An 18,332-nucleotide genomic window follows, 5' to 3' on the forward strand; every position below is an offset into this window, starting at 1 on the left:
AAACTTTAGGGCGCATTTAACCACTTTGATCGATAAGCGCCATCAGGATCATGATCCTGAGCTTGCTTCTTCACATTAAATGGGCGCCCTCCGCGTGGATCAGTACCTCTTCCCGCTATGTATAACCAATTACCCTGGTTGCTATACACATCATAGTCAACCAACTGAGATTCAAACCAAGCAGCGCCAGCGCGCCAATCGCCTTTCATGTCGTAAATCCAATAGCTTGCTACCACTTGACGCATACGATTGGATAAAAATCCGGTTTGTTGGAGCTCGCGCATGCCAGCGTCAATAAAGTTCTCACCTGTGCAACCAGAAATCCATTGCTGAAATTTCTTTTTATCAAAGCTATTGAGCTCTTTATCAATCAAACCTTGAGGTCGATAAAGTTTGCCTCCATACTTAAAATGTAGAAAACGGAAATAGTCTCTCCACAATAATTCAAACCACAGCCAATAAGTTCCGTCATTAGCGCCGTATGTTGACTCATAATTTTTTAGCTTCTGCACGATTGTTCTTGCCGAGCAACAGCCAAAGGCCAACCATGGAGAAAACTTACTGGAATAGTCCATACCGGTCAATTGATTACGATTTTGCTTGTAGGTATCTGGCAAGCGACGCTCAAAGTACCGATCTAAATGGGCTAAAGCACTCAGCTCTCCACCATTAAAAGGAGATTGGACTTGCTTGGGAAATAAACCTTCCTTTGGATTAGTCGCAATACTCATCAGCGGCAATAGAGGAATGTGAGCCGGGATAGAAATCGGCTCCACATAGGAAAGATTTCCACGCTCAACCTCCTGGCGGAATTTGGTAAATACATCCGGCATCTCCCGCAAATCAAATGGCAAGTCCTTGGGATCAAGCATGCTTGATTGCCAAAATTGCCTGGTATTGAAACCCAGATTCTTAATTACATCTACCTCTGCAAGTTCCTCTGGAGCTTGGATTTGCTCGCAATATATAGAGTCAAATGACACTTGCTCTCTTAGTGATTGAAAAACCTTTGATGGCTCGCCACTGAGCTCTAGCAAATTAGAGCCCCTAGCAATTAATTGATGACGAAGCTCATCTAACGATTGCTGTAAAAATTCTCTAGAGTGATTAGCAAATCGAGGAAATCCCCAGCTGGTTAAATCATCATTGCTAGCCGGATGAATATAGATTGGTAAAAGATGCTTAGCCGATGCGCATGCTTCTTTAAAACCGGGGTTATCTTCCAAGCGAAGATCATTCCTAAACCAATAGACGATGGTAGACATGGCGCTTCTTAACTAAGATGAATCACTTGGTTTTGATATTGTCCGGCTAGTGCTTTTTTAACGATCTTATAAATATCAAGATCGAATTCAGCATCGCCAGCACCTTTGATTTCAGTCAACTCATCCTCATTAATGGCAGTACCCAAGTAGCACCATTTATCCAAAACAATCATTTCTCCATTGTCTTTGATGGCTATTGGGCCCTTGTAAGGCCAAGCCTGCACCCTATATAACTCCATTGCCGTCCTTAATTGCAGATTATGCATTTCAGTAGGCATGATGCCAATGCATGCGCCACCACATTGCTTCACTTGATATCCAAAGCAGGCTTTTCCATCAACCGCTTTCTCAAGCCCCAGTAATACCTCGCATAAGCGATATTTTTTTGCAATCGCCTTTAGATAGGAATTAGCCTCTCTTTTGTTGTAAAACAAACCAAAAAGATTATCTTGAAGACCGGGCATGAGATCTTTGTGGTTCACAAGCGTTGGCTTTAGTGCCCCATTAGCATCTTTATCTAGGCTCCAAGCACAAAGATCTCTTGATCGACGAAGCTTTATATTCATACTGGGCATACGCTCTTTAATAAGCTTAGACTCCAATATTAAAGCTCCCAGCTCTCCACTCGTTTCAATCCAGTCAATGTCTCTCACCTGCAAAGATAATTTCATTTCCTTGCGCTGCGTTAACGACCCTTGAAAATGTCCCATCACCCTGCTGCGCAGGGAAATACTCTTTCCAATATATAAAGGGGTTCTATTTTCTCCATAAAAGATATAGCACCCAGGAGCATCAGGTATTGAGTCAATTAATTCCTGATCGATGTTCGGTGGCAGGCTTGCATTTCCAATTAACTGATTAAGAGCTTCTAACAAGCGCTCCTTACCAACCGCTCTTTCGCATATTTGCCAAAACTGAAAAAGTAAGTCTGCATCGCCAAGTGCCCTATGTCTTGCGCTGACAGTCAAACCATGCTCACGAATGATGGTGTCTAGATTGTGACGAGCTTGGTTGGGAAATAGGAGTCTTGAGAGTTTGACGGTACACAAGACTTTGGGCTTGAAATCCAAGCCTATTCTTTTAAAAGAGGCCTTAATAAATCCATAATCGAAGCGCGCATTGTGGGCAACAAATATCTTACCCTCGAGCTCAGCCTTTAGGTCTCTGGCTATTTCTTCAAATCCAGGTTTGTCAGACACCATTTGTGGGGAGATCCCAGTGAGTCTTTGAATATTTTGCGGAATATAGACATGGGGGTTGATTAAGCTCTCCCAGACAGCAACTCCGTTATTAGAAAGCGTTTTAATGCCTATTTCTGCAATGCGATCTCTGTCAAAATTCGAACCAGTTGTCTCAATATCAACAAAAGCAAGCCCTGGATAGTTGATCGATTGCTTATTCATAACATTAGAGAATCAGGCAATGGGGGATACTAGCCCCCCCTTTTTTTTCAACCTAAGCTTTAACTTGGGCTGCGATCCAGAAAGTTTGCAAAATCAAATACAGAATTAGGCCCACGCGGGACCTCTTCCACTTTTTTAAACTGCGCCTTCACCACTTTTTGAACCTCACCCTTTTGTCTTTTCTCCTTCTCAGGATCAAGAGGGGCGTAAGCAGTTCGCTCGGGCGCTTTTTTGACATCGCTAAAGCTGGGAACGTAATCCTTGATAGTAGATGCCAAGGTGACGTTGGCCATACAACTAAGCATGTAAGCCTCTAAGGATTGGTAAAGCTCCTTGGCAATATCGGATAACTCCACCTTACGCTTTTTAATGAGATTCATGGCAAGCACGATATCTTTTATCGTAATCAAGCCAGGGTCTTGAGAAAGCACATATCCACCTCTGCGGCCTTTGGTGCCTTTTACAAACCCCGATTCTCTTAGGGGGCGCAATAAAAGCTCAATACGGCTAATTGATAAGTTTTGCCTCTTGGCCAACTCAGGAACGGGTACCGGCTGGCCGTTAACCGAGTGGCTAGCTATGTCTACCAGAGTATTGAGAGCCGCTTTTGCTGCTTTAGTGAGGTCCATTTTGAACTTAGCAAAGATGTTAGATTAGGTCTAGTATCAGACTGATTCCAACTTTTTGCTGCAGCGCACTTCTTAACCCTATTTAGCCCATGGTTGAATGTACTCAAGACCAATATCAATTTGCTAATCGATTTTTGCGATTCATCTCCTACCTATTGTTGGGAGTAATCATTGCGCAATTTTTTAGCTGCTTAAGCGCCTATTTGTTCATTGGCGATTCACAAGCGGCAGGTATGTTAGCGCACATACTGATACAGCATTTGTCTTATTACTTATTGGGCTGCACCTTTATAACCTTAAGCCTTGCCAATGTTCTTATCAAAAGAGGACAGCATGGCCTCAGGGTAATTCGTATTCCCGCTCTTTTGCTGATCTTAGTCACCGCAGTCAGCAGCTTTCTGCTGATACCCCGCATGGATTACTTGCGAGAGACGGCTTTACTAGATGGTATGCCCGTAGCGCTATCACCATTTGCTAGTTATTTTGCGATTTTGAATGGACTGACCTTTGCCTTGGTAATCACTCAGATAATTTGCAGTGGATTAATGGCGTGGCGCCTTAGTAAGCCCCGCTCATCCTAGGTAGCGCCTTACTGCGGCAATGAGCGGCAACTGCTGTTCTTGCCTGATAAATTGGCCAATCTCTACGCGTAAGTTTGATTGGCTAATAAAGAAGGTTTTTGCATCCTCAAGAGGGATTTCTATTTTTGCCCACTGAGTATTGAATTCATAAATCTTTTCTTTGTAGCCAATAAACTTTTTAACAATCAGGCGTTTACCATCGATCTCGATTGTTTCGCTATCAAGCGCATGTCGGCAATAAATCAAAAATCCGATCGTTACTGCACCAATCTCAACAATCGTAAAAATCGGAATGACCCAGACTCCCGCCAAAAGAAAGCCGATTGCGACCACAAAGGAGAGGCATACCAAAGCGATATAAAACTGCAGCAGCTGCTTTGGAGTCAGCGCGCAGTTTCTTCGCATTTGCCAAATCTTCATGCCAAGTCTGATTACAGGAGATGAATTACTTGTTTTTTCGCTCTTGGGCTTTTGCCAACTGATCAGCGCTTCTTTGCTGAAAGTCCACCATGCTGTGGTAGCCCATTTGATAGCACGGGCAATGCTTTCCTAATATCCAGCGGGCAAGCTTGATGCGTAGTTTTTGTACCATTTTGGGTCTCCAAGAATTGAACGTCTAATGTAAACGGAAATTGCGTTTATTGCTGGCCGTGGATGCAAACATGGGGGGATTTCAGTAGCGAAGTGGTCATCAGCAAAAAGTATTCAAATCCATTACATTGAATCCATGACTGAATCCAACCCCACCCCACGCAAAATCCCATTATTTCCCCTGGGTACAGTACTTTTCCCAGACGGCGTGATCGCCCTTAAAATTTTTGAAGCTCGCTACCTTGACATGATTAAGCAATGTTTGCGCGAGAAGACTGAGTTTGGCGTGGTTAGCATCATCAAAAATACCAATAACGACAATGAGAGCGAACCCCCTACTTTTGCCAGCATTGGTACCCTAGCGTTGATCGAAGACTTTGATCCTGTGCAGCCCGCCCTGTACATGACTAAATCATGTGGGACGCAGCGCTTTAAGTTACTAAATAGCACCCAACAAAATAATGGCCTTTGGGTTGGTGAAGTGGAGCTGCTGGATAAAGATCCACTCATGCCCATTCCCAAAGAACATCAAGGCGTCGCTAAATTACTCAATGAGATTATTTCAGTCATTCAGAGTGAAGATTTGCTAGGCGATGCCCCTTTCAAGAAACCCTTTAAGACCGATGATTGCGGCTGGGTCTCCAATCGCCTAGCCGAACTCTTGCCAATCTCTCTTGCACAGAAAAATCACCTCTTAGGCCAAACCAATCCACGGATTAGACTCGATCTTATTACTGAAATCATTGAGGATGATGATTTAAGAAATCTGAAGATGCACTAAGCCCATGCTGGATGAGCTGATTCGGAAAACGATTCGAGAAATGGTGGGTGGAAGCGGTCCACCAGTAGCGTTCTTAGTGCCAAAAGGTGATCGTGGTTTATTTGGCCCTGAATCAATAGCCTGGAAGGTGCATGCAGACTTTATTTCCATGATGATTGGTGGCATCAGCTCATTGATTTTGCAAGCTCTGCATCCACAAGCCTTGGCCGGAGTTTGGGACCACTCCTCTTTTAGGGAGGACTTAAAAGGTCGCCTGGGTAGAACGGCCTTTTTTATTGCCGCCACCACTTATGGTCCAACTGATATGGCGGATAACATTATTCAGAAGGTTAATCAGATTCATACCAAAATTACTGGCCTAGATGAATTTGGTAAACCCTACTCGGCTACCGATCCACATTTGCTATCCTGGGTGCATCTCACAGAGACTCGCAGCTTCATGAGCTCTTTTGAGGTTTATCGAAAAGAAAAATTAAGCCCAAAAGAGAAAGATCAATATTTTTTAGAAATGAAATCTCTTGGCGAAAGAATGGGTGCCACCGGCATTCCAAATAATTATGCGGAGACTGAGTGCGCCATTAAAGCCTACATACCAGAGCTCCATTTTGGCGACCGAGCAAAGAGCATTATTGATTTGCTCGATCATTTCCCAAGTAATCTGACCGCTAAACCCTTTATCAAGCTCATTAGTCGCGCAGGATTTCTGAATCTTCCTGACTGGGTGTACCCGATTATCAAAAAACCAACGCCCACTTATCTAGAGCGCCTTGCAGTTCAAAAGAGTATCGACCTTATCGCATACCCTGTGCGTGAAGCCCTAAAAGATGGGGTGGCTGCCCACTCTCTGCGTAGAGTTTATGGATAATATTTTTAGAAAGTGAACATGATGACTAATTACCTCTTATCCGGCATGGTTGGCATCATGCTGTTTTTTACAGTAGTTGTTGCGCCAACCGTTTTTAAAGTTTTACCAATGGAATGGTCAAGCAAATATGTTAGAAACTTTTTTCCGAAGTATTACGCTACCCTAGGCCTCATCACCCTAATTTGCATCTTTACCGAGCAAGACTCATTTAAAAAATTATTGCTTGCAATCTGCGCGGCACTATTTGCTTTTACTCTGCTTTATCTCACCGGAAAAATTAATCACGCTAAGGATAGCGGTCAAAATAGACAGTTTCATCTGCTTCATGGCGCCAGCGTTGTCATCAACCTATTCCAGCTCATTTCTTTTATCTATCTTTTAGTGATCTCATCATGAAAACACGATATGTGCTCACTCTCACCTTGCTATCAATAGCCATTTCAGGCCCGGTCAGCGCTCAGACCAATGCAGGCAAATTTTTGAACCCAAGCTATGTAGAAAGCTGTATTAAAAGCCAGGTTCAGGCACATCAGAAGATTAAGGAGATCACCCCAAATGATTTCCGAGCATATTGCGAATGCACTGCGAAACAACTCGCGAGTAATCTTAGCTCCACGCAATTAGATGAATTGAGTAAGGGCAGTAAATCACCTAAATGGCTTAAATCTGCAGAAGATTCAGCTAGCAAAGCTTGTCTTAAGCCCAGCTCCACTACTCAGACTTAGGCTCATCAGAATTCGTTACTGGGCTTTTGTCTTTAGCTGACTGCAAATTCAGACTAGGAGCTGCCATTTTTTCACCATCCCAAACTTGGCCGCACCAACACTCACCAGCATCATTAATAATGCAGACGCCTGATCCACAGCATCGCTTATCTGGAGATTTCATCATCAAGCCTTTGTTAAGAGAAGAAATATTGTTTAACTCGTTTTGGTCCTGATGGCCGCCACAACACAAATAGGAATTAACGCTATTCTAGAGTTTTTATTCATTTAGCGCTTGCCCTCAACCCCCTCAGATGAACCAAACCTCCTTATTTCACGCGGATCTAATGCCGTCTAGGCAGAACCTATTGCCTAAGGATGGGGTTGCCCATTACTACCCTGAGTTTATAAGCCATCTCAGTAGCGCTAAATTAATGACACACCTCTTAGAGTTGCCATCTTGGGAAGAAGATCGATTATTTATGTTAGGTAAAGTGGTAACCACTCGTCGCAAAGTAATTTGGATAGGCGACCCTAAATGTGACTACACTTATTCCGGAATAAAGAGGCGAGCCCAAAAATGGACTTCCGACCTTCTCCGGATTAAGGATCAGCTAGAGAGTCTCACACAGTCCAGATTTAATTCCTGTCTACTCAATCTCTATCATGATGGCCTTGATGGCATGGGCTGGCATAGCGATGATGAAAAAGAATTAGATACAAAATCACCTATTGCCTCTCTGAGTCTTGGCGCCACACGAAAGTTTGCTTTTCGACACAAGAAAGACAAAACAACACATTCTATTTTGTTAGAAAATGGTAGCGCTCTCATCATGCATGCTCCTACTCAGGAGTATTGGCACCATGCCCTACTTAAAACCAAAAAGATTGATGAGCCTCGAATTAATCTGACCTTCAGAAGCATTATTCCTAATGACCAGTAAAGCCCACTCAAAGCAGATCAGTGTTGCCATCATCGGCGCAGGCATTTCTGGCCTCAGCTGCGCTACTCGTCTACAAAAACTTGGGTTTGAGGTTGAGGTCTATGAGAAAAGTCGTGGGGTTAGTGGACGCATGAGCACTCGCAATGGAGATGGTTGGAATGCAGACCATGGAGCCCAATATTTCACAGCAAGAGATCCCCTTTTCATTGAAGAACTTAATCACTGGATTCAGAGTAAAGCAGCGAGTATCTGGCATCCACGTCTAAAAGTTTTTAAAGAAGGTCAATGGCACAACAGCATTACCTCTGAAAATCGCTATGTTGGGATCCCCAATATGACTGCTCCTGGTAAATTCTTGGCCAGAAATCTCTCCATCCAGCTCAATCAAACTATTGTTCATATTGCCTTTAAAAAAGGTAAATGGTCACTGCACAGCGTAGAGGGAGGCGACATTCAGAAACAATTTGACTGGCTTATTTTAGCGCTACCTGCGCCTCAAGCATTGGTCCTCACACAACAAATAGACTTGAAAATTAAGGGTTTGGTATCAAATGCCAATATGCAGGGCTGTTGGACCGTGATAGTTAGTCCTGATCAAAATCTCAATACCGATTTTGATGCTGCGTTTGTCAATAATGAGATCATTGGTTGGATTTCTAGGAACAACTCTAAGCCGAATCGTATCGGCCGTGAAGTCTGGACAATTCATGCCAATCCTCAATGGAGCCAGGAATCGATTGAGTTAGATAAGGAGGCAGCGGCAGAACTGATTCTAGATTGCGCAAAAAAACTAGGTCTAGATTTTAGTAGCTGTGAAATCTCTATACATCGCTGGCGTTATGCAAGCGGTCACGTTAATCCCGCATCAGACCCCATCATGAATCAAGATCTTAAGTTAGGATTTTGTGGTGATTGGCTTTACGGGGGAAGAGTCGAGGGTGCCTGGCTGAGTGGCTATGAACTAGCCTCCCAAATTGAAACACTTCAAAAGAAATCCATCACTTAAAGAGAAAAAAGATGAATATAGCGTGCATTGAATTAAAAGATCTCAAGCTACAAACGCAAATCGGGACCTATGGCCCGGGCGCCATTGTTCCAAAACAGCATCTTCTCGACTTAACTCTTTGGATAGACCCAAAATTAGTCCTTATCGCAGAAGATGTCATGGAAAATGTATTTGACTATGACCCCTTAGTCATTGAGATTGATCGATTAGCAGGCGATGGTCATTATGAAACGCAAGAAAGACTGATGACTCGAATCGCTCAAGCCTGCTCTAAATACCCCGAAATTGAGTCTCTTGAAATTAGCCTCAGAAAACTGCCTGTTAGCGCAGGATCTGGTTCGCTAGGGGTTCGACTCTCTTTAGATAATGCCGTCCTCAGGAACATGAGGGATAAGAGCTGACTACCGTAAATTAGCTCGTATGAAACTTAAAATTTCATCGTAAAGCGCTCTAATTTTTCGAATCAATTTCATATACCTGCCATCTTAAGCGATTCCCCTTAAAGTAAACATCATGAAAATTATCTTCACGTTTTTTATAAGTGCATTACTTACTATCGTCGCCATGCCAGCAAGCGCAAATCTTGTAAGCAGCCTTAGCGATGGACAGTATGTTTTACTGATGCGCCATGCTGATGCACCTGGCTATGGAGATCCAGCAGGCTATCAACTAGATAAGTGCTCTACCCAAAGAAATCTGGGTGATCGAGGCAAGAAGCAGGCAATACTGATAGGCCAATGGTTGACCAACCAAGGAATTACCTCCGCAAAAGTGATGAGTAGCCCCTGGTGTCGCTGCATTGACACTGCAAAACTACTAAACAAGGGGCAAGTTACCATCACTCCCGCTCTTGGCTCTTTCTTTGATGATATGAGTATGGAAAAAGAGCAAACCCGAAATCTAGAAAAACTTATTCAGGCTCAGCTAAATGAAAATCCCAAGATGCCCATCATCTTGGTCACACACCATGTAAATATCCAAGCCTTCACCGGCAAAGTAGTGAACGTTGGAGATATGGTTCTAGCCAAAGTAGATAAGAATGGCAAGTTCTTATCTCAACAAATCTACCCAAGTCCAAGCTTTTAGTGTTTTTCTCTGGGCGCAAAAGAAAACCACCCGAAGGTGGTTTTTTACTTCTGGTGGGCCCACCAGGACTTGAACCTGGGACCAAAGGATTATGAGTGCAGAAGCCCAAAGTAGACCCATATAAACAGGGGGTCTGCGGGCGGTCAGTGTCGGTGTGTATGCAAATGTGTAAGCAAATTCAGGGGTTTAAAGAAATTGGTCTCTCGCTCTTTTATTTTCGAAACCAACGGATTTTTGGAGCAACCGTTTAGCACTTCGTTGCTCCAAAAGACTTTTTAAAGGAATAAGCGTTACTTAAAGTAACGCTCAAAAAAACCACCCGAAGGTGGTTTTGGTAATCCTTAGTGACATGAAGCAGAGGAAGTATTTCCATCCTTAGGGCTTAAGCTGAGCCCTGATTTCACCAGGTTTATTTGTAGCGCTATGAACATTGAGATAGAGATTGCCGCTCTTTAGGCTTTGGATCTGAGCCTCAGTTAATTTAGCACCAGCAGGTGCTGACCAAACATTATCCGCAGTCTTGGTAAATGGCACGATTACGGGTCCATTTTGACCCATTGGCGCTTCATGAATATGCGCCATAGTCCCCTCCATACCCATAGTAGTGATAGTTCCGGATACGGAGCCATCTGGAGTAACCATAATTGAACCTACTCCAGATGCAGAAGTCATGACTGGAGGAACCTCTTGAGACCCGGATAGGGTTACTTTCATGGACTGTGCTGATACACCAAATGAGGCAATCCCAACACCTAATACCAAAGCAGCTTTAGCAAAAACATGATTAATCTTCATCTATATCTCCAATCGGGTTAGCGAATCCTCAGACTATCACATACATAAGCGTAAAACATGACAATTAAAGGGCGTTGAACATATCTTTCCTTTCTACCCTAGAATCTTGTGGAGCACAAAACTTTAATCTGAGCTAACTGGGAAATATTAATTTGAAATTGCGTATTGAAATCGTAACCCCTGCACCTCCTGGTACTCTTCATGGAAACCGTATTACCGCCTTACGATGGCATCGATTTTTGTCACATTTAAATTACCAAAGTATTGTCACTGAGAAATGGTCTAAAAAACCATGTGACGTTCTGATTGCGCTCCATGGGCTACGAAGTCATGACTCTATTCAAGGGTTTAAAAAAGCCTACCCTAATCATCCAGTCGTTTTAATAATGACCGGAACCGATATCTATAGAGATCTAAAAAATTCAACCAAGGTTATCAAGTCAATGGAGATGGCCGATGCGATTGTGGTTCTTCAACCAGATGCTATTCAATCCTTACCTAAGAAATTTCACCATAAAATCCAAGTGATTTACCAGTCAGTAAAAGGCATTACTAAAAAATCTCCGCCGAAACGTCATTTTTTAGCCAGCATCATTGGCCATCTGCGGTCTGAAAAAGATCCCTTTTGTGCAGCGCAATGCCTGCCTTTATTGCCATCAAACAGCAAGGTCCAGCTAGTGCAACTCGGTAAGGCAATGAGTCCAGAGTTTAAAAAACAAGCAATCTCGATTGAAAAAAATGTTATGCGTTATCGATGGTTGGACCAACTGAGTCACTCTAAAACGCTACAGTGGCTCTCTCGCTCACACGTGATGATCATCTCCAGCATTATGGAAGGTGGCGCACATGTGGTGTCCGAAGCCATCGCAATTGGCATCCCCGTAATTGCATCAGACATTCCAGGCAATCGCGGCTTACTAGGGGATACCTACCCCGCTTACTATCCAGCAGGGGATAAAGTTGCCTTAAGCAAACTACTAAACAAGGCTGAAGCCAATCCAGTCTTTTATCAAAAATTGTGTAGGGCGATTGCTTTACGACAGAAGATCACCAAACCAGAATTAGAACAAAAATCTATTCAAAAGCTCATTAAAAGCCTGATTAAATAACCAATCAGACCCTATGCTGTCGCATAAACTACTAAAAAGTAGCAATTTGGATCAGTCCAGGAGTGTACGGCTTTAAAACCGCCGCTCATTAAAAGAGATTCAAATTTTTCTTGCGTGTACTTATAGCTATTTTCAGTATGAATAAGCGCACCGCTATCAAAACGCCTTTTACCTCCAGGGAACGAAACTACTTGATTCCGAGAAGATCGAAGATGCATTTCGATTCGAGCAAGTTGCTCATTAAAAATAGCATAGTGCTCCCAATGCGCCAAATTAAAGTCCGTTTTAGCCAGACGATTTAGGTGCAAAAGGATGTTTTTATTAAAAGCTGCAGTAATTCCAAGGGCATCGTTATAAGCTCGAGATAGAACTGCGTGATCCTTAACCAGATCAACTCCGATCAATAAACCCCCATCACCTTGGCAAACTTTCACAATATTTTTGAATAGCCCTAGAGCAGCCTCTGGGTCAAAATTTCCGATGGAAGAGCCTGGATAAAAAAAGGTTTTCTTTCGGCCCACTAGATCAGGAAATGCCATTTCTTCCTGTAAATCACTGGTTTGTGCCTGCATCTGAATTTGTGGGAATTCTTTTTGTAAGCCTGAGATTGCTTGCTCTAAAAATTCTTTTGAGATATCTAGAGCGCGATACTCTTTGGGCAATAGGGTGTCAAACAATGCACTACCTTTTTCGCAGTTACCAGCCCCTAAGTCCAATAAAACATCGCACTTTCCAATCGCCAAAGCAATCGCTTCGCCGTTTTGCATCATGATTTGTTTTTCAGTTCGAGTTGGGTAATACTCTTCCAAAAAAGTAATTGCCTCAAATAAGTGAGATCCAATTTCATCATAGAAAAACTTTGGAGATATAGATGGCTGCTCCTGTGAAAGACCAGCAATAATTTCATCAACTAACTTTTGATTTGGCATATGCTCTTGACTCACTTCAATATTCCTTTTTAATACGACCTAGTTTAGCCAAGACTGTGCATTTGCACTCTACGGAGTTTGTTGCTAATCATGTCTACAGCTACAACTAGGATAAGCATCGCCATGATCACCGTTGAGGCTTGCTGCTCATGCAATAAAGAGAGCTCATAGTACAAAATTTGTCCAAGACCCCCTGCGCCGACAAATCCTAATATCGTGGCCATACGTATATTCATTTCCCAACGATAAAGACTATAAGAGAGAAGTTGAGAATAGATCCCCGGCAAGGCCCCATAAATAAATGCTTGAGTATTACTTGCCCCAGCTAACCTCAGTGCTTGTGTCGCGTTAGGAGAGTGATTTTCCAGGGTCTCGCCAAATAAACGCCCTAGCACTCCCGTGGTGTGCAAGGCGAGCGCTAAGGTTCCAGCAAATGGGCCCAAACCTACTGCTAACACCATTAATACCGCCCAAACAAGCTCTGGCACCGAGCGCAGAAAATTTAAGAAAAAACGGGTCGCCACTTTTGCGCTACGACCAAACTGTCCAGCTGCTGGTAGCGCCAGAAAAAGACTCGCAATTGCCGACAATAAGGTGGCCATGGCAGAAATGGCCAGGGTCTGCAATACACCACTCCACACCTTCTGTAAAAAAGATGGCGAGAGATCTGGTGGAAAAAAGCGTGCTGTATAAATGGCAATGTCGCTCATAGCTTGCTGAGTAAACAAAGCCAGAGGATTCAATGAAAGATAGGCAAAGCTCATCACAATGAATATCGCAACCAGTAAAAGCGTAATGAGGCACTTAAGACAAAATTTGCGAGCAGGATAGTGGTTCACGCGAGCTGCCGACGAATGATGAGGCTGATGTAGTCTGCGAGTAAAACAAGCAATAAAAACATGATTAGGATGGTAGATACCTCACCACCATTAAGCATCTTCATTGACTGGTCCATAAGCTGCCCCAAGCCACCAGCGCCCACAAAACCCATGACCACCGAGGCTCTAACTGCACATTCCCAGCGATATATGGTGTAAGAAGCCAGTTCTCGTGAGGCGCTTGGCAATAACCCATATAAAAATGCATTGATACGGCCACTACCTAACATCAGTAGCGCTTTAGCAGGTAGCGTGTTTTCAGTTTCCAGGATTTCGGAATACACTTTTGCGAGCATGCCACCATAGGTAATAGCGATTGCTAGCACCCCCGCGATTGGGCCTAAACCAAATACTCTCACCAAAAGCAAGGCCCATACAATTTCTGGAATACCCCTGAGCAGTAATATCAGCATTCGGGCAAGATATCTACCAAGTTTTGCGACGCGATGACCTGAGGCAGGACCAATACGCGAAATCGATAGGCTATAAGTGATGATGAGGCCCAGTGGAATTGCCATCAGCATTGCCAAGGCAATACCTGCTGTTGCCATGGCTAAAGTTTCTAAAGTAGCCTTGAATACCAAAGCTAAAAATGATAGTTGCAGATTAGGCGGAAAAAACTGAATTAAGAAGTTAGTAAAAACTTTAAGATTGCTAACTTCAAATAATTTAAATACATCAAACTGTGCCAATTGCATCATTGGCCATAAGACCGCTAACGCAATACACGTCACCACAAAACGCCTGAGCGCATCTGGATCTCTAAGATAGACCGCTCTTTTCATATCTATGTATTTACGCTACCTTGTTTTGGCAGAACACCACGTTCGGATGCATACAACTGTTGCAGCAAACTTTCATTCACTTCAGATGCTGGTAAGTCAAAAAAGACTTCCCCATCCTTCAGTCCAATGATTCTGGGGAACCATCGCAAAGCAATATCTACTGCATGAAGACTAGCTACAAAACAAGCATCTCTACTTCGGGCATCCTCTAAAAGACGCTGAATGGTTAAATCAGAAAGGACGGGATCCATCGCTGATACTGGCTCATCAGCCAGTAATAAATAAGGCTTCTGGTACAGCACGCGCGCGACACCCACTCTTTGCAATTGACCTCCAGACAGGCGGTCACAACGATCAAAGAGGCGGTCGGCGAGATCGAGTTTTTGCAGACATAACTGCGGACCCGCGATATCTATCGGATAGATTAATGACAGAAGAGATTTCCAGAGCGGCCACTGACCAAGACGACCAGCTAAGACAGCGGTAATCACTCTTTGTCTTGGTGGGATCGGGGCTGCTTGATGGACTAAGCCTATTTGAGAGCGTAAACGGCGTAATTGCCCTTTTGAAATCGCCCATGGATCAATACCCAATAACGATATAGACCCAATACTAGGGCGCAGTGAAGTCGCTATCAAGTTAAGCAAGCTCGTTTTGCCAGAGCCAGATGATCCAATAATCGCAATTGATTCACCAGCTGAGGCGCTAATGTTGATATTTTTTAGCGCTTCTTTTCCATTGCTATGACTAAAACTAACTTGCTTAAATGCAAATACTATTTTTTTCACTTAATCAAACCAGCACCAATTGCAGCCTTTTCAATTTCATCGTAGTTAGATGATTTAGTAGGGATATATTTGCTAGCCCTCTGAAGATCCATTAATTCTTTATGAGCAGGATCATTGGAATTCAGCTTTAAAAAAGCATCGCTAATTTTTTTAGTTACCGCTGCATCCAAACCACCTCGTACGGTCCAGTTATAATCATGGTACGGAGGCGTTGTATAAAGAACTTTTACTTTTTCGGTATTAGGATTTTTAGCATCAGACAATTTATCCCAAACAGATGCATTTAAAGCGCCAGCATCTGCTTTACCGCTAGCAACAAATGCGACTGTTGCGTCATGGGCTCCAGAAAAAGCAATACTCTTAAAGTCTTTATCTGGGTTAATGCCTGCCTTCATTAGGTAAAAACGCGGCATTAAATGGCCTGAAGTAGATGATGGCGAACCAAAGGCAAAGGTCTTGCCCTTTAAATCTGTCAAATTCTTTGCCGAGCTAGCATCAGGAATAATAAATTTACTCGTAAATTTTTCATCTTCAAGACGCTGAATGATCGGCTTGACGGCGCCATTCGTACGAATTTTTGCTTGAATATAGGTAAACCCGCCTAACCATGCCATATCGATTTTATTTGTTGCCAGCGCCTCAACAACTGCGGCATAGTCTGTCACGGGCGTAAATTCAACTTTCATGCCAGTCTCTTTAGAAAGATATTCGCCTAAAGGAAGAAATTTTCTTTGTAGCTCGGTTGGTGATTCATCCGGAATCGCGGAGACGCGTAAGACGGCTTGCGCCTGAGCTGGAAGCATGAACATGCTACAGCAAAGCGTTGTTAAAACAAGGCCGAGTGAAAATTTCAAAGTATTTAGTTTCATGTTGTTCGGATACTTTCTATTGAATTAAAGAAGTAGAGCTTAGGCTACAGAAACGCCTGAGCCCTGTACAAATTGGCCTATTTTTTGAGCTTGCCTAAATCCATCTGCCCTGAGAATTTCCAATACCTGCTCAGTCGCTTCTGGGCTACAAGAGATTAATAAACCACCACTAGTCTGGGGGTCGGACAAGAGGTTTTGCTGCCACTCATTCAAATGAGAGGCCAGCTGTATTTCATGACCATAACCCAGCCAGTTACGTGGTGATGCGCCAGTAAAGATGCCTTCTTTTACCAGCTTGACCGCCTCAGAAACTACTGGAATAGAGTCCCACTGAATCTGAGCTGAAAGCTTTGCTCCACGGCACAGTTCCAATAAGTGCCCTGCTAAGCCAAACCCTGTCACATCCGTAAGAGCATGCACGCTATCGAGTTGGGATAGCGCGACGCCAGGTTTATTCAGCTTAGTCGTTAAGGCAATCATCTCCTGGTAAGCAGAGTCAGAAAGCTGCTCTTTTTTTAGCGCAGCAGAAAGAATACCTACACCCAAGGGTTTGCTAAGGATGATGCTATCGCCTAACTTTGCACCGCTATTACGCTTGAGTTTTTTAGGGTCTACTACGCCAATGGCGACCAAGCCATAAATGGGCTCCACAGTATCAATGGAGTGACCCCCAGCAATCATAATCCCAGCTTCTGCGCATACCGACTCACCACCAGCAGTAATTTGCTGAATGACCTCCAAAGGAAGGACATTGATTGGCATGCCTAATAGCGCTAGAGCAAAAAGAGGTTGGGCACCCATAGCGTAAATATCTGAGATCGCATTTGTTGCTGCAATTCGCCCAAATTGATACGGATCATCAACAATCGGCATAAAGAAATCGGTTGTCGCTACGATCGCCTGATGTTCGTTGATTTGATAAACAGCGGCATCCTCATTGTTATCAGAACCTGCTAGTAGTGCAGCAGGTATCTGGCAAATAGGAGAAGATTTCAGAATATCGCTCAAAACACCTGGAGCAATTTTGCAACCACAGCCTCCGCCGTGAGAGAGGGAGGTAAGACGACCGTTATATGTCATGTTGAAGAACTCAATTTAAAAGTAAGAAGATGTCAGCGAAGTATGTGAGCTTACCTAATTTATGCTAAACAGGTACGAAAGCCGCAAAAAAAGTCACTGCGGGAAGGTAGGTAAAAATTACGAAATTGGGGTCGACGCAGATAGTCGGGGGTATATACACTCCAGCCCTTCAAAACCCGATGCCTGCTATCAAACCATGGGGCCGAATAATCTTGATAAGGATCGGAGCTAAAGCCCTCAAAAGGCTTAAAAGTACCGCTAGTCCACTCCCATAAGCTGGAGGGTTGCCATGGCTCATGTGCTGATGTCATTAAAAGGCTAAGCTCATTTTCAGTGGGGAGTCGAACACCCTTCCATAAACAATACTGCTCAGCATTATGGGCAGAGATATGTCTTACTGGAGCATTAAGATCCAACTCTCGCCACTGATCAAAAAAACGCTCAAACCAAGTATCGCCCTCTTTTTTCCAATACGTAGGTTGATGCTCTACATAGCTTATTCCTGCATCATTTAGAGATCTTAAAAACTCTACATATTCACCGCTGCTAACTGCATGGCTTGAAATTGAAAAATTGGGGACTAATACTTGATGCTGCCATTTTTCATTATCAAAAATAAAGCCTGTATTTGGTGTGGACCCAAGCTTAAATTGGCACTGAGGAATATGGATATATCCTGGCTCCAAGTCTTTCTGTTGGTCTTGTATAGAACCCAGACTTTGTTCTAGCGGCCAGACGTAACCTAAAGATTGCCACATATAAGCAAATGCTTCATTGTGCATATCCTCATGATAGAGGGCCAATTGAATAAAGTAAGCCTGCTCAGGGCTCAAGGTTCCAGATCTGAGAATGGCAAATGTACGCTCCATCACATTCGCAAAGTAATTCATCAAGATATCGATAGAAGGTATTTGTACCTGCCAGCGATCATCATGAATCATTTCAGAAGAATTAAATAAAGCATCTGCATGGGCTAAAAAGGAAGGATTAGATGCTACCCCTTTGCGATGAACCCAAAATTCGTGAAACCAAATCAGATGGCCAAACTCCCAATGCGGAGGGTTTAATCCGGGCAATAAGGCGACTGTTTCCTGGCCGTGATCAAGCTTACTAATGATAGTTTGTGTCACGTGAGTCGAGCGCTCTAAATCTTTTAGAAGCTTATTGGGTAATGGCCAAGGCTCGTAGCGCAGATAGTCAAACTGTGTCATTTAGATTTAGAAAATGAAGGTCATCAATATCGC

The 18,332-nt window shown here is 43.4% G+C and carries 22 protein-coding genes; 8 read left to right on the plus strand and 14 right to left on the minus strand.

Annotated features, from left to right (window positions below; genetic code table 11):
- Positions 1-5 precede the first annotated feature (5 nt).
- The 5 genes from ICN19_RS06295 to ICN19_RS06315 form a co-directional block, all read right to left on the minus strand.
- Complete coding sequence (locus ICN19_RS06295) at positions 6-1,265, minus strand: DASH family cryptochrome (protein WP_216246273.1); 1,260 nt, start codon at positions 1,263-1,265, stop codon at positions 6-8.
- Positions 1,266-1,273: 8 nt separating this feature from the next.
- Complete coding sequence (locus ICN19_RS06300; RefSeq protein ID WP_216246274.1) at positions 1,274-2,668, minus strand: 3'-5' exonuclease family protein; 1,395 nt, start codon at positions 2,666-2,668, stop codon at positions 1,274-1,276.
- Between the two features lie 59 nt (positions 2,669-2,727).
- Entirely contained in the window at positions 2,728-3,297 is a 570-nt protein-coding gene (locus tag ICN19_RS06305) for an Rrf2 family transcriptional regulator (protein WP_216246275.1), read from the minus strand.
- 572 nt (positions 3,298-3,869) lie between these two features.
- Entirely contained in the window at positions 3,870-4,298 is a 429-nt protein-coding gene (locus tag ICN19_RS06310) for a DUF2244 domain-containing protein (RefSeq protein ID WP_216246276.1), read from the minus strand.
- Positions 4,299-4,323: 25 nt separating this feature from the next.
- Positions 4,324-4,470 (minus strand): hypothetical protein, encoded by a 147-nt coding sequence (locus ICN19_RS06315; protein ID WP_161484718.1) that lies wholly within the window; start codon positions 4,468-4,470, stop codon positions 4,324-4,326.
- A gap of 135 nt (positions 4,471-4,605) precedes the next feature.
- Between ICN19_RS06315 and ICN19_RS06320 the strand changes: the two genes are divergently transcribed.
- Genes ICN19_RS06320 through ICN19_RS06330 form a run of 3 tightly spaced genes read left to right on the plus strand, consistent with a single transcriptional unit; the run spans position 4,606 to position 6,511 of the window.
- The gene (locus tag ICN19_RS06320) at positions 4,606-5,250 is read left to right on the plus strand and encodes an LON peptidase substrate-binding domain-containing protein (protein ID WP_216246277.1); all 645 of its coding nucleotides are present in this window, start codon (positions 4,606-4,608) and stop codon (positions 5,248-5,250) included.
- Positions 5,251-5,254: 4 nt separating this feature from the next.
- On the plus strand, positions 5,255-6,115 hold the full coding sequence (locus ICN19_RS06325; protein WP_216246278.1) for an oxygenase MpaB family protein: 861 nt from the start codon (positions 5,255-5,257) through the stop codon (positions 6,113-6,115).
- Positions 6,116-6,133: 18 nt separating this feature from the next.
- Complete coding sequence (locus ICN19_RS06330) at positions 6,134-6,511, plus strand: DUF4149 domain-containing protein (RefSeq protein ID WP_216246279.1); 378 nt, start codon at positions 6,134-6,136, stop codon at positions 6,509-6,511.
- Positions 6,512-6,826: 315 nt separating this feature from the next.
- Here ICN19_RS06330 and ICN19_RS06335 read toward each other — a convergent pair whose 3' ends face one another.
- Complete coding sequence (locus ICN19_RS06335; RefSeq protein WP_216246280.1) at positions 6,827-7,006, minus strand: hypothetical protein; 180 nt, start codon at positions 7,004-7,006, stop codon at positions 6,827-6,829.
- A 127-nt stretch (positions 7,007-7,133) separates the two neighbouring features.
- On the opposite strand from ICN19_RS06335, the gene ICN19_RS06340 reads away from it, so the two are divergent.
- The 4 genes from ICN19_RS06340 (at position 7,134) to ICN19_RS06355 (ending at position 9,855) form a co-directional block, all read left to right on the plus strand.
- Positions 7,134-7,763, plus strand: a complete 630-nt coding sequence (locus ICN19_RS06340) for an alpha-ketoglutarate-dependent dioxygenase AlkB (RefSeq protein WP_216246281.1) — start codon at positions 7,134-7,136, stop codon at positions 7,761-7,763.
- Positions 7,753-8,769 carry an NAD(P)/FAD-dependent oxidoreductase gene (locus ICN19_RS06345; RefSeq protein WP_216246282.1) on the plus strand — a complete coding sequence of 339 codons (1,017 nt, stop codon included), beginning with the start codon at positions 7,753-7,755 and terminating at the stop codon, positions 8,767-8,769. The genes ICN19_RS06340 and ICN19_RS06345 overlap by 11 nt, the downstream gene beginning before the upstream one ends.
- 11 nt (positions 8,770-8,780) lie before the next feature.
- A complete protein-coding gene (locus ICN19_RS06350; RefSeq protein ID WP_216246288.1) occupies positions 8,781-9,170 on the plus strand; it encodes a dihydroneopterin aldolase in 390 nt (129 codons plus the stop codon).
- A gap of 112 nt (positions 9,171-9,282) precedes the next feature.
- The gene (locus tag ICN19_RS06355; protein ID WP_216246290.1) at positions 9,283-9,855 is read left to right on the plus strand and encodes a histidine phosphatase family protein; all 573 of its coding nucleotides are present in this window, start codon (positions 9,283-9,285) and stop codon (positions 9,853-9,855) included.
- Between the two features lie 375 nt (positions 9,856-10,230).
- Here ICN19_RS06355 and ICN19_RS06360 read toward each other — a convergent pair whose 3' ends face one another.
- Positions 10,231-10,650: a CHRD domain-containing protein gene (locus ICN19_RS06360; protein ID WP_216246292.1), complete on the minus strand. Its 420-nt coding sequence runs from the start codon at positions 10,648-10,650 to the stop codon at positions 10,231-10,233.
- A gap of 152 nt (positions 10,651-10,802) precedes the next feature.
- Between ICN19_RS06360 and senB the strand changes: the two genes are divergently transcribed.
- Positions 10,803-11,759, plus strand: a complete 957-nt coding sequence (senB, locus tag ICN19_RS06365) for a selenoneine biosynthesis selenosugar synthase SenB (RefSeq protein ID WP_161484831.1) — start codon at positions 10,803-10,805, stop codon at positions 11,757-11,759.
- A gap of 11 nt (positions 11,760-11,770) precedes the next feature.
- On the opposite strand, the gene egtD is transcribed toward senB, so the two are convergent.
- The 7 genes from egtD to ICN19_RS06400 form a co-directional block, all read right to left on the minus strand.
- The gene (egtD, locus tag ICN19_RS06370; protein ID WP_370625154.1) at positions 11,771-12,703 is read right to left on the minus strand and encodes an L-histidine N(alpha)-methyltransferase; all 933 of its coding nucleotides are present in this window, start codon (positions 12,701-12,703) and stop codon (positions 11,771-11,773) included.
- Between the two features lie 29 nt (positions 12,704-12,732).
- A complete protein-coding gene (gene phnE / locus ICN19_RS06375) occupies positions 12,733-13,452 on the minus strand; it encodes a phosphonate ABC transporter, permease protein PhnE (protein WP_216246294.1) in 720 nt (239 codons plus the stop codon).
- A gap of 71 nt (positions 13,453-13,523) precedes the next feature.
- Positions 13,524-14,351 carry an ABC transporter permease gene (locus ICN19_RS06380; protein WP_216246296.1) on the minus strand — a complete coding sequence of 276 codons (828 nt, stop codon included), beginning with the start codon at positions 14,349-14,351 and terminating at the stop codon, positions 13,524-13,526.
- A gap of 2 nt (positions 14,352-14,353) precedes the next feature.
- Positions 14,354-15,139, minus strand: coding sequence for a phosphonate ABC transporter ATP-binding protein (locus ICN19_RS06385; protein WP_370625155.1), 786 nt, complete (start codon positions 15,137-15,139; stop codon positions 14,354-14,356).
- On the minus strand, positions 15,136-15,948 hold the full coding sequence (locus tag ICN19_RS06390; protein WP_255536957.1) for a putative selenate ABC transporter substrate-binding protein: 813 nt from the start codon (positions 15,946-15,948) through the stop codon (positions 15,136-15,138). The genes ICN19_RS06385 and ICN19_RS06390 overlap by 4 nt, the downstream gene beginning before the upstream one ends.
- A gap of 99 nt (positions 15,949-16,047) precedes the next feature.
- A complete protein-coding gene (gene selD, locus ICN19_RS06395) occupies positions 16,048-17,088 on the minus strand; it encodes a selenide, water dikinase SelD (protein ID WP_216246298.1) in 1,041 nt (346 codons plus the stop codon).
- Positions 17,089-17,147: 59 nt separating this feature from the next.
- On the minus strand, positions 17,148-18,299 hold the full coding sequence (locus tag ICN19_RS06400) for an SUMF1/EgtB/PvdO family nonheme iron enzyme (protein ID WP_216246308.1): 1,152 nt from the start codon (positions 18,297-18,299) through the stop codon (positions 17,148-17,150).
- Positions 18,300-18,332 lie beyond the last annotated feature (33 nt).

This window comes from Polynucleobacter sp. AP-Capit-er-40B-B4 (assembly GCF_018882245.1).
In the GTDB taxonomy this organism is placed as follows: Bacteria; Pseudomonadota; Gammaproteobacteria; order Burkholderiales; family Burkholderiaceae; genus Polynucleobacter.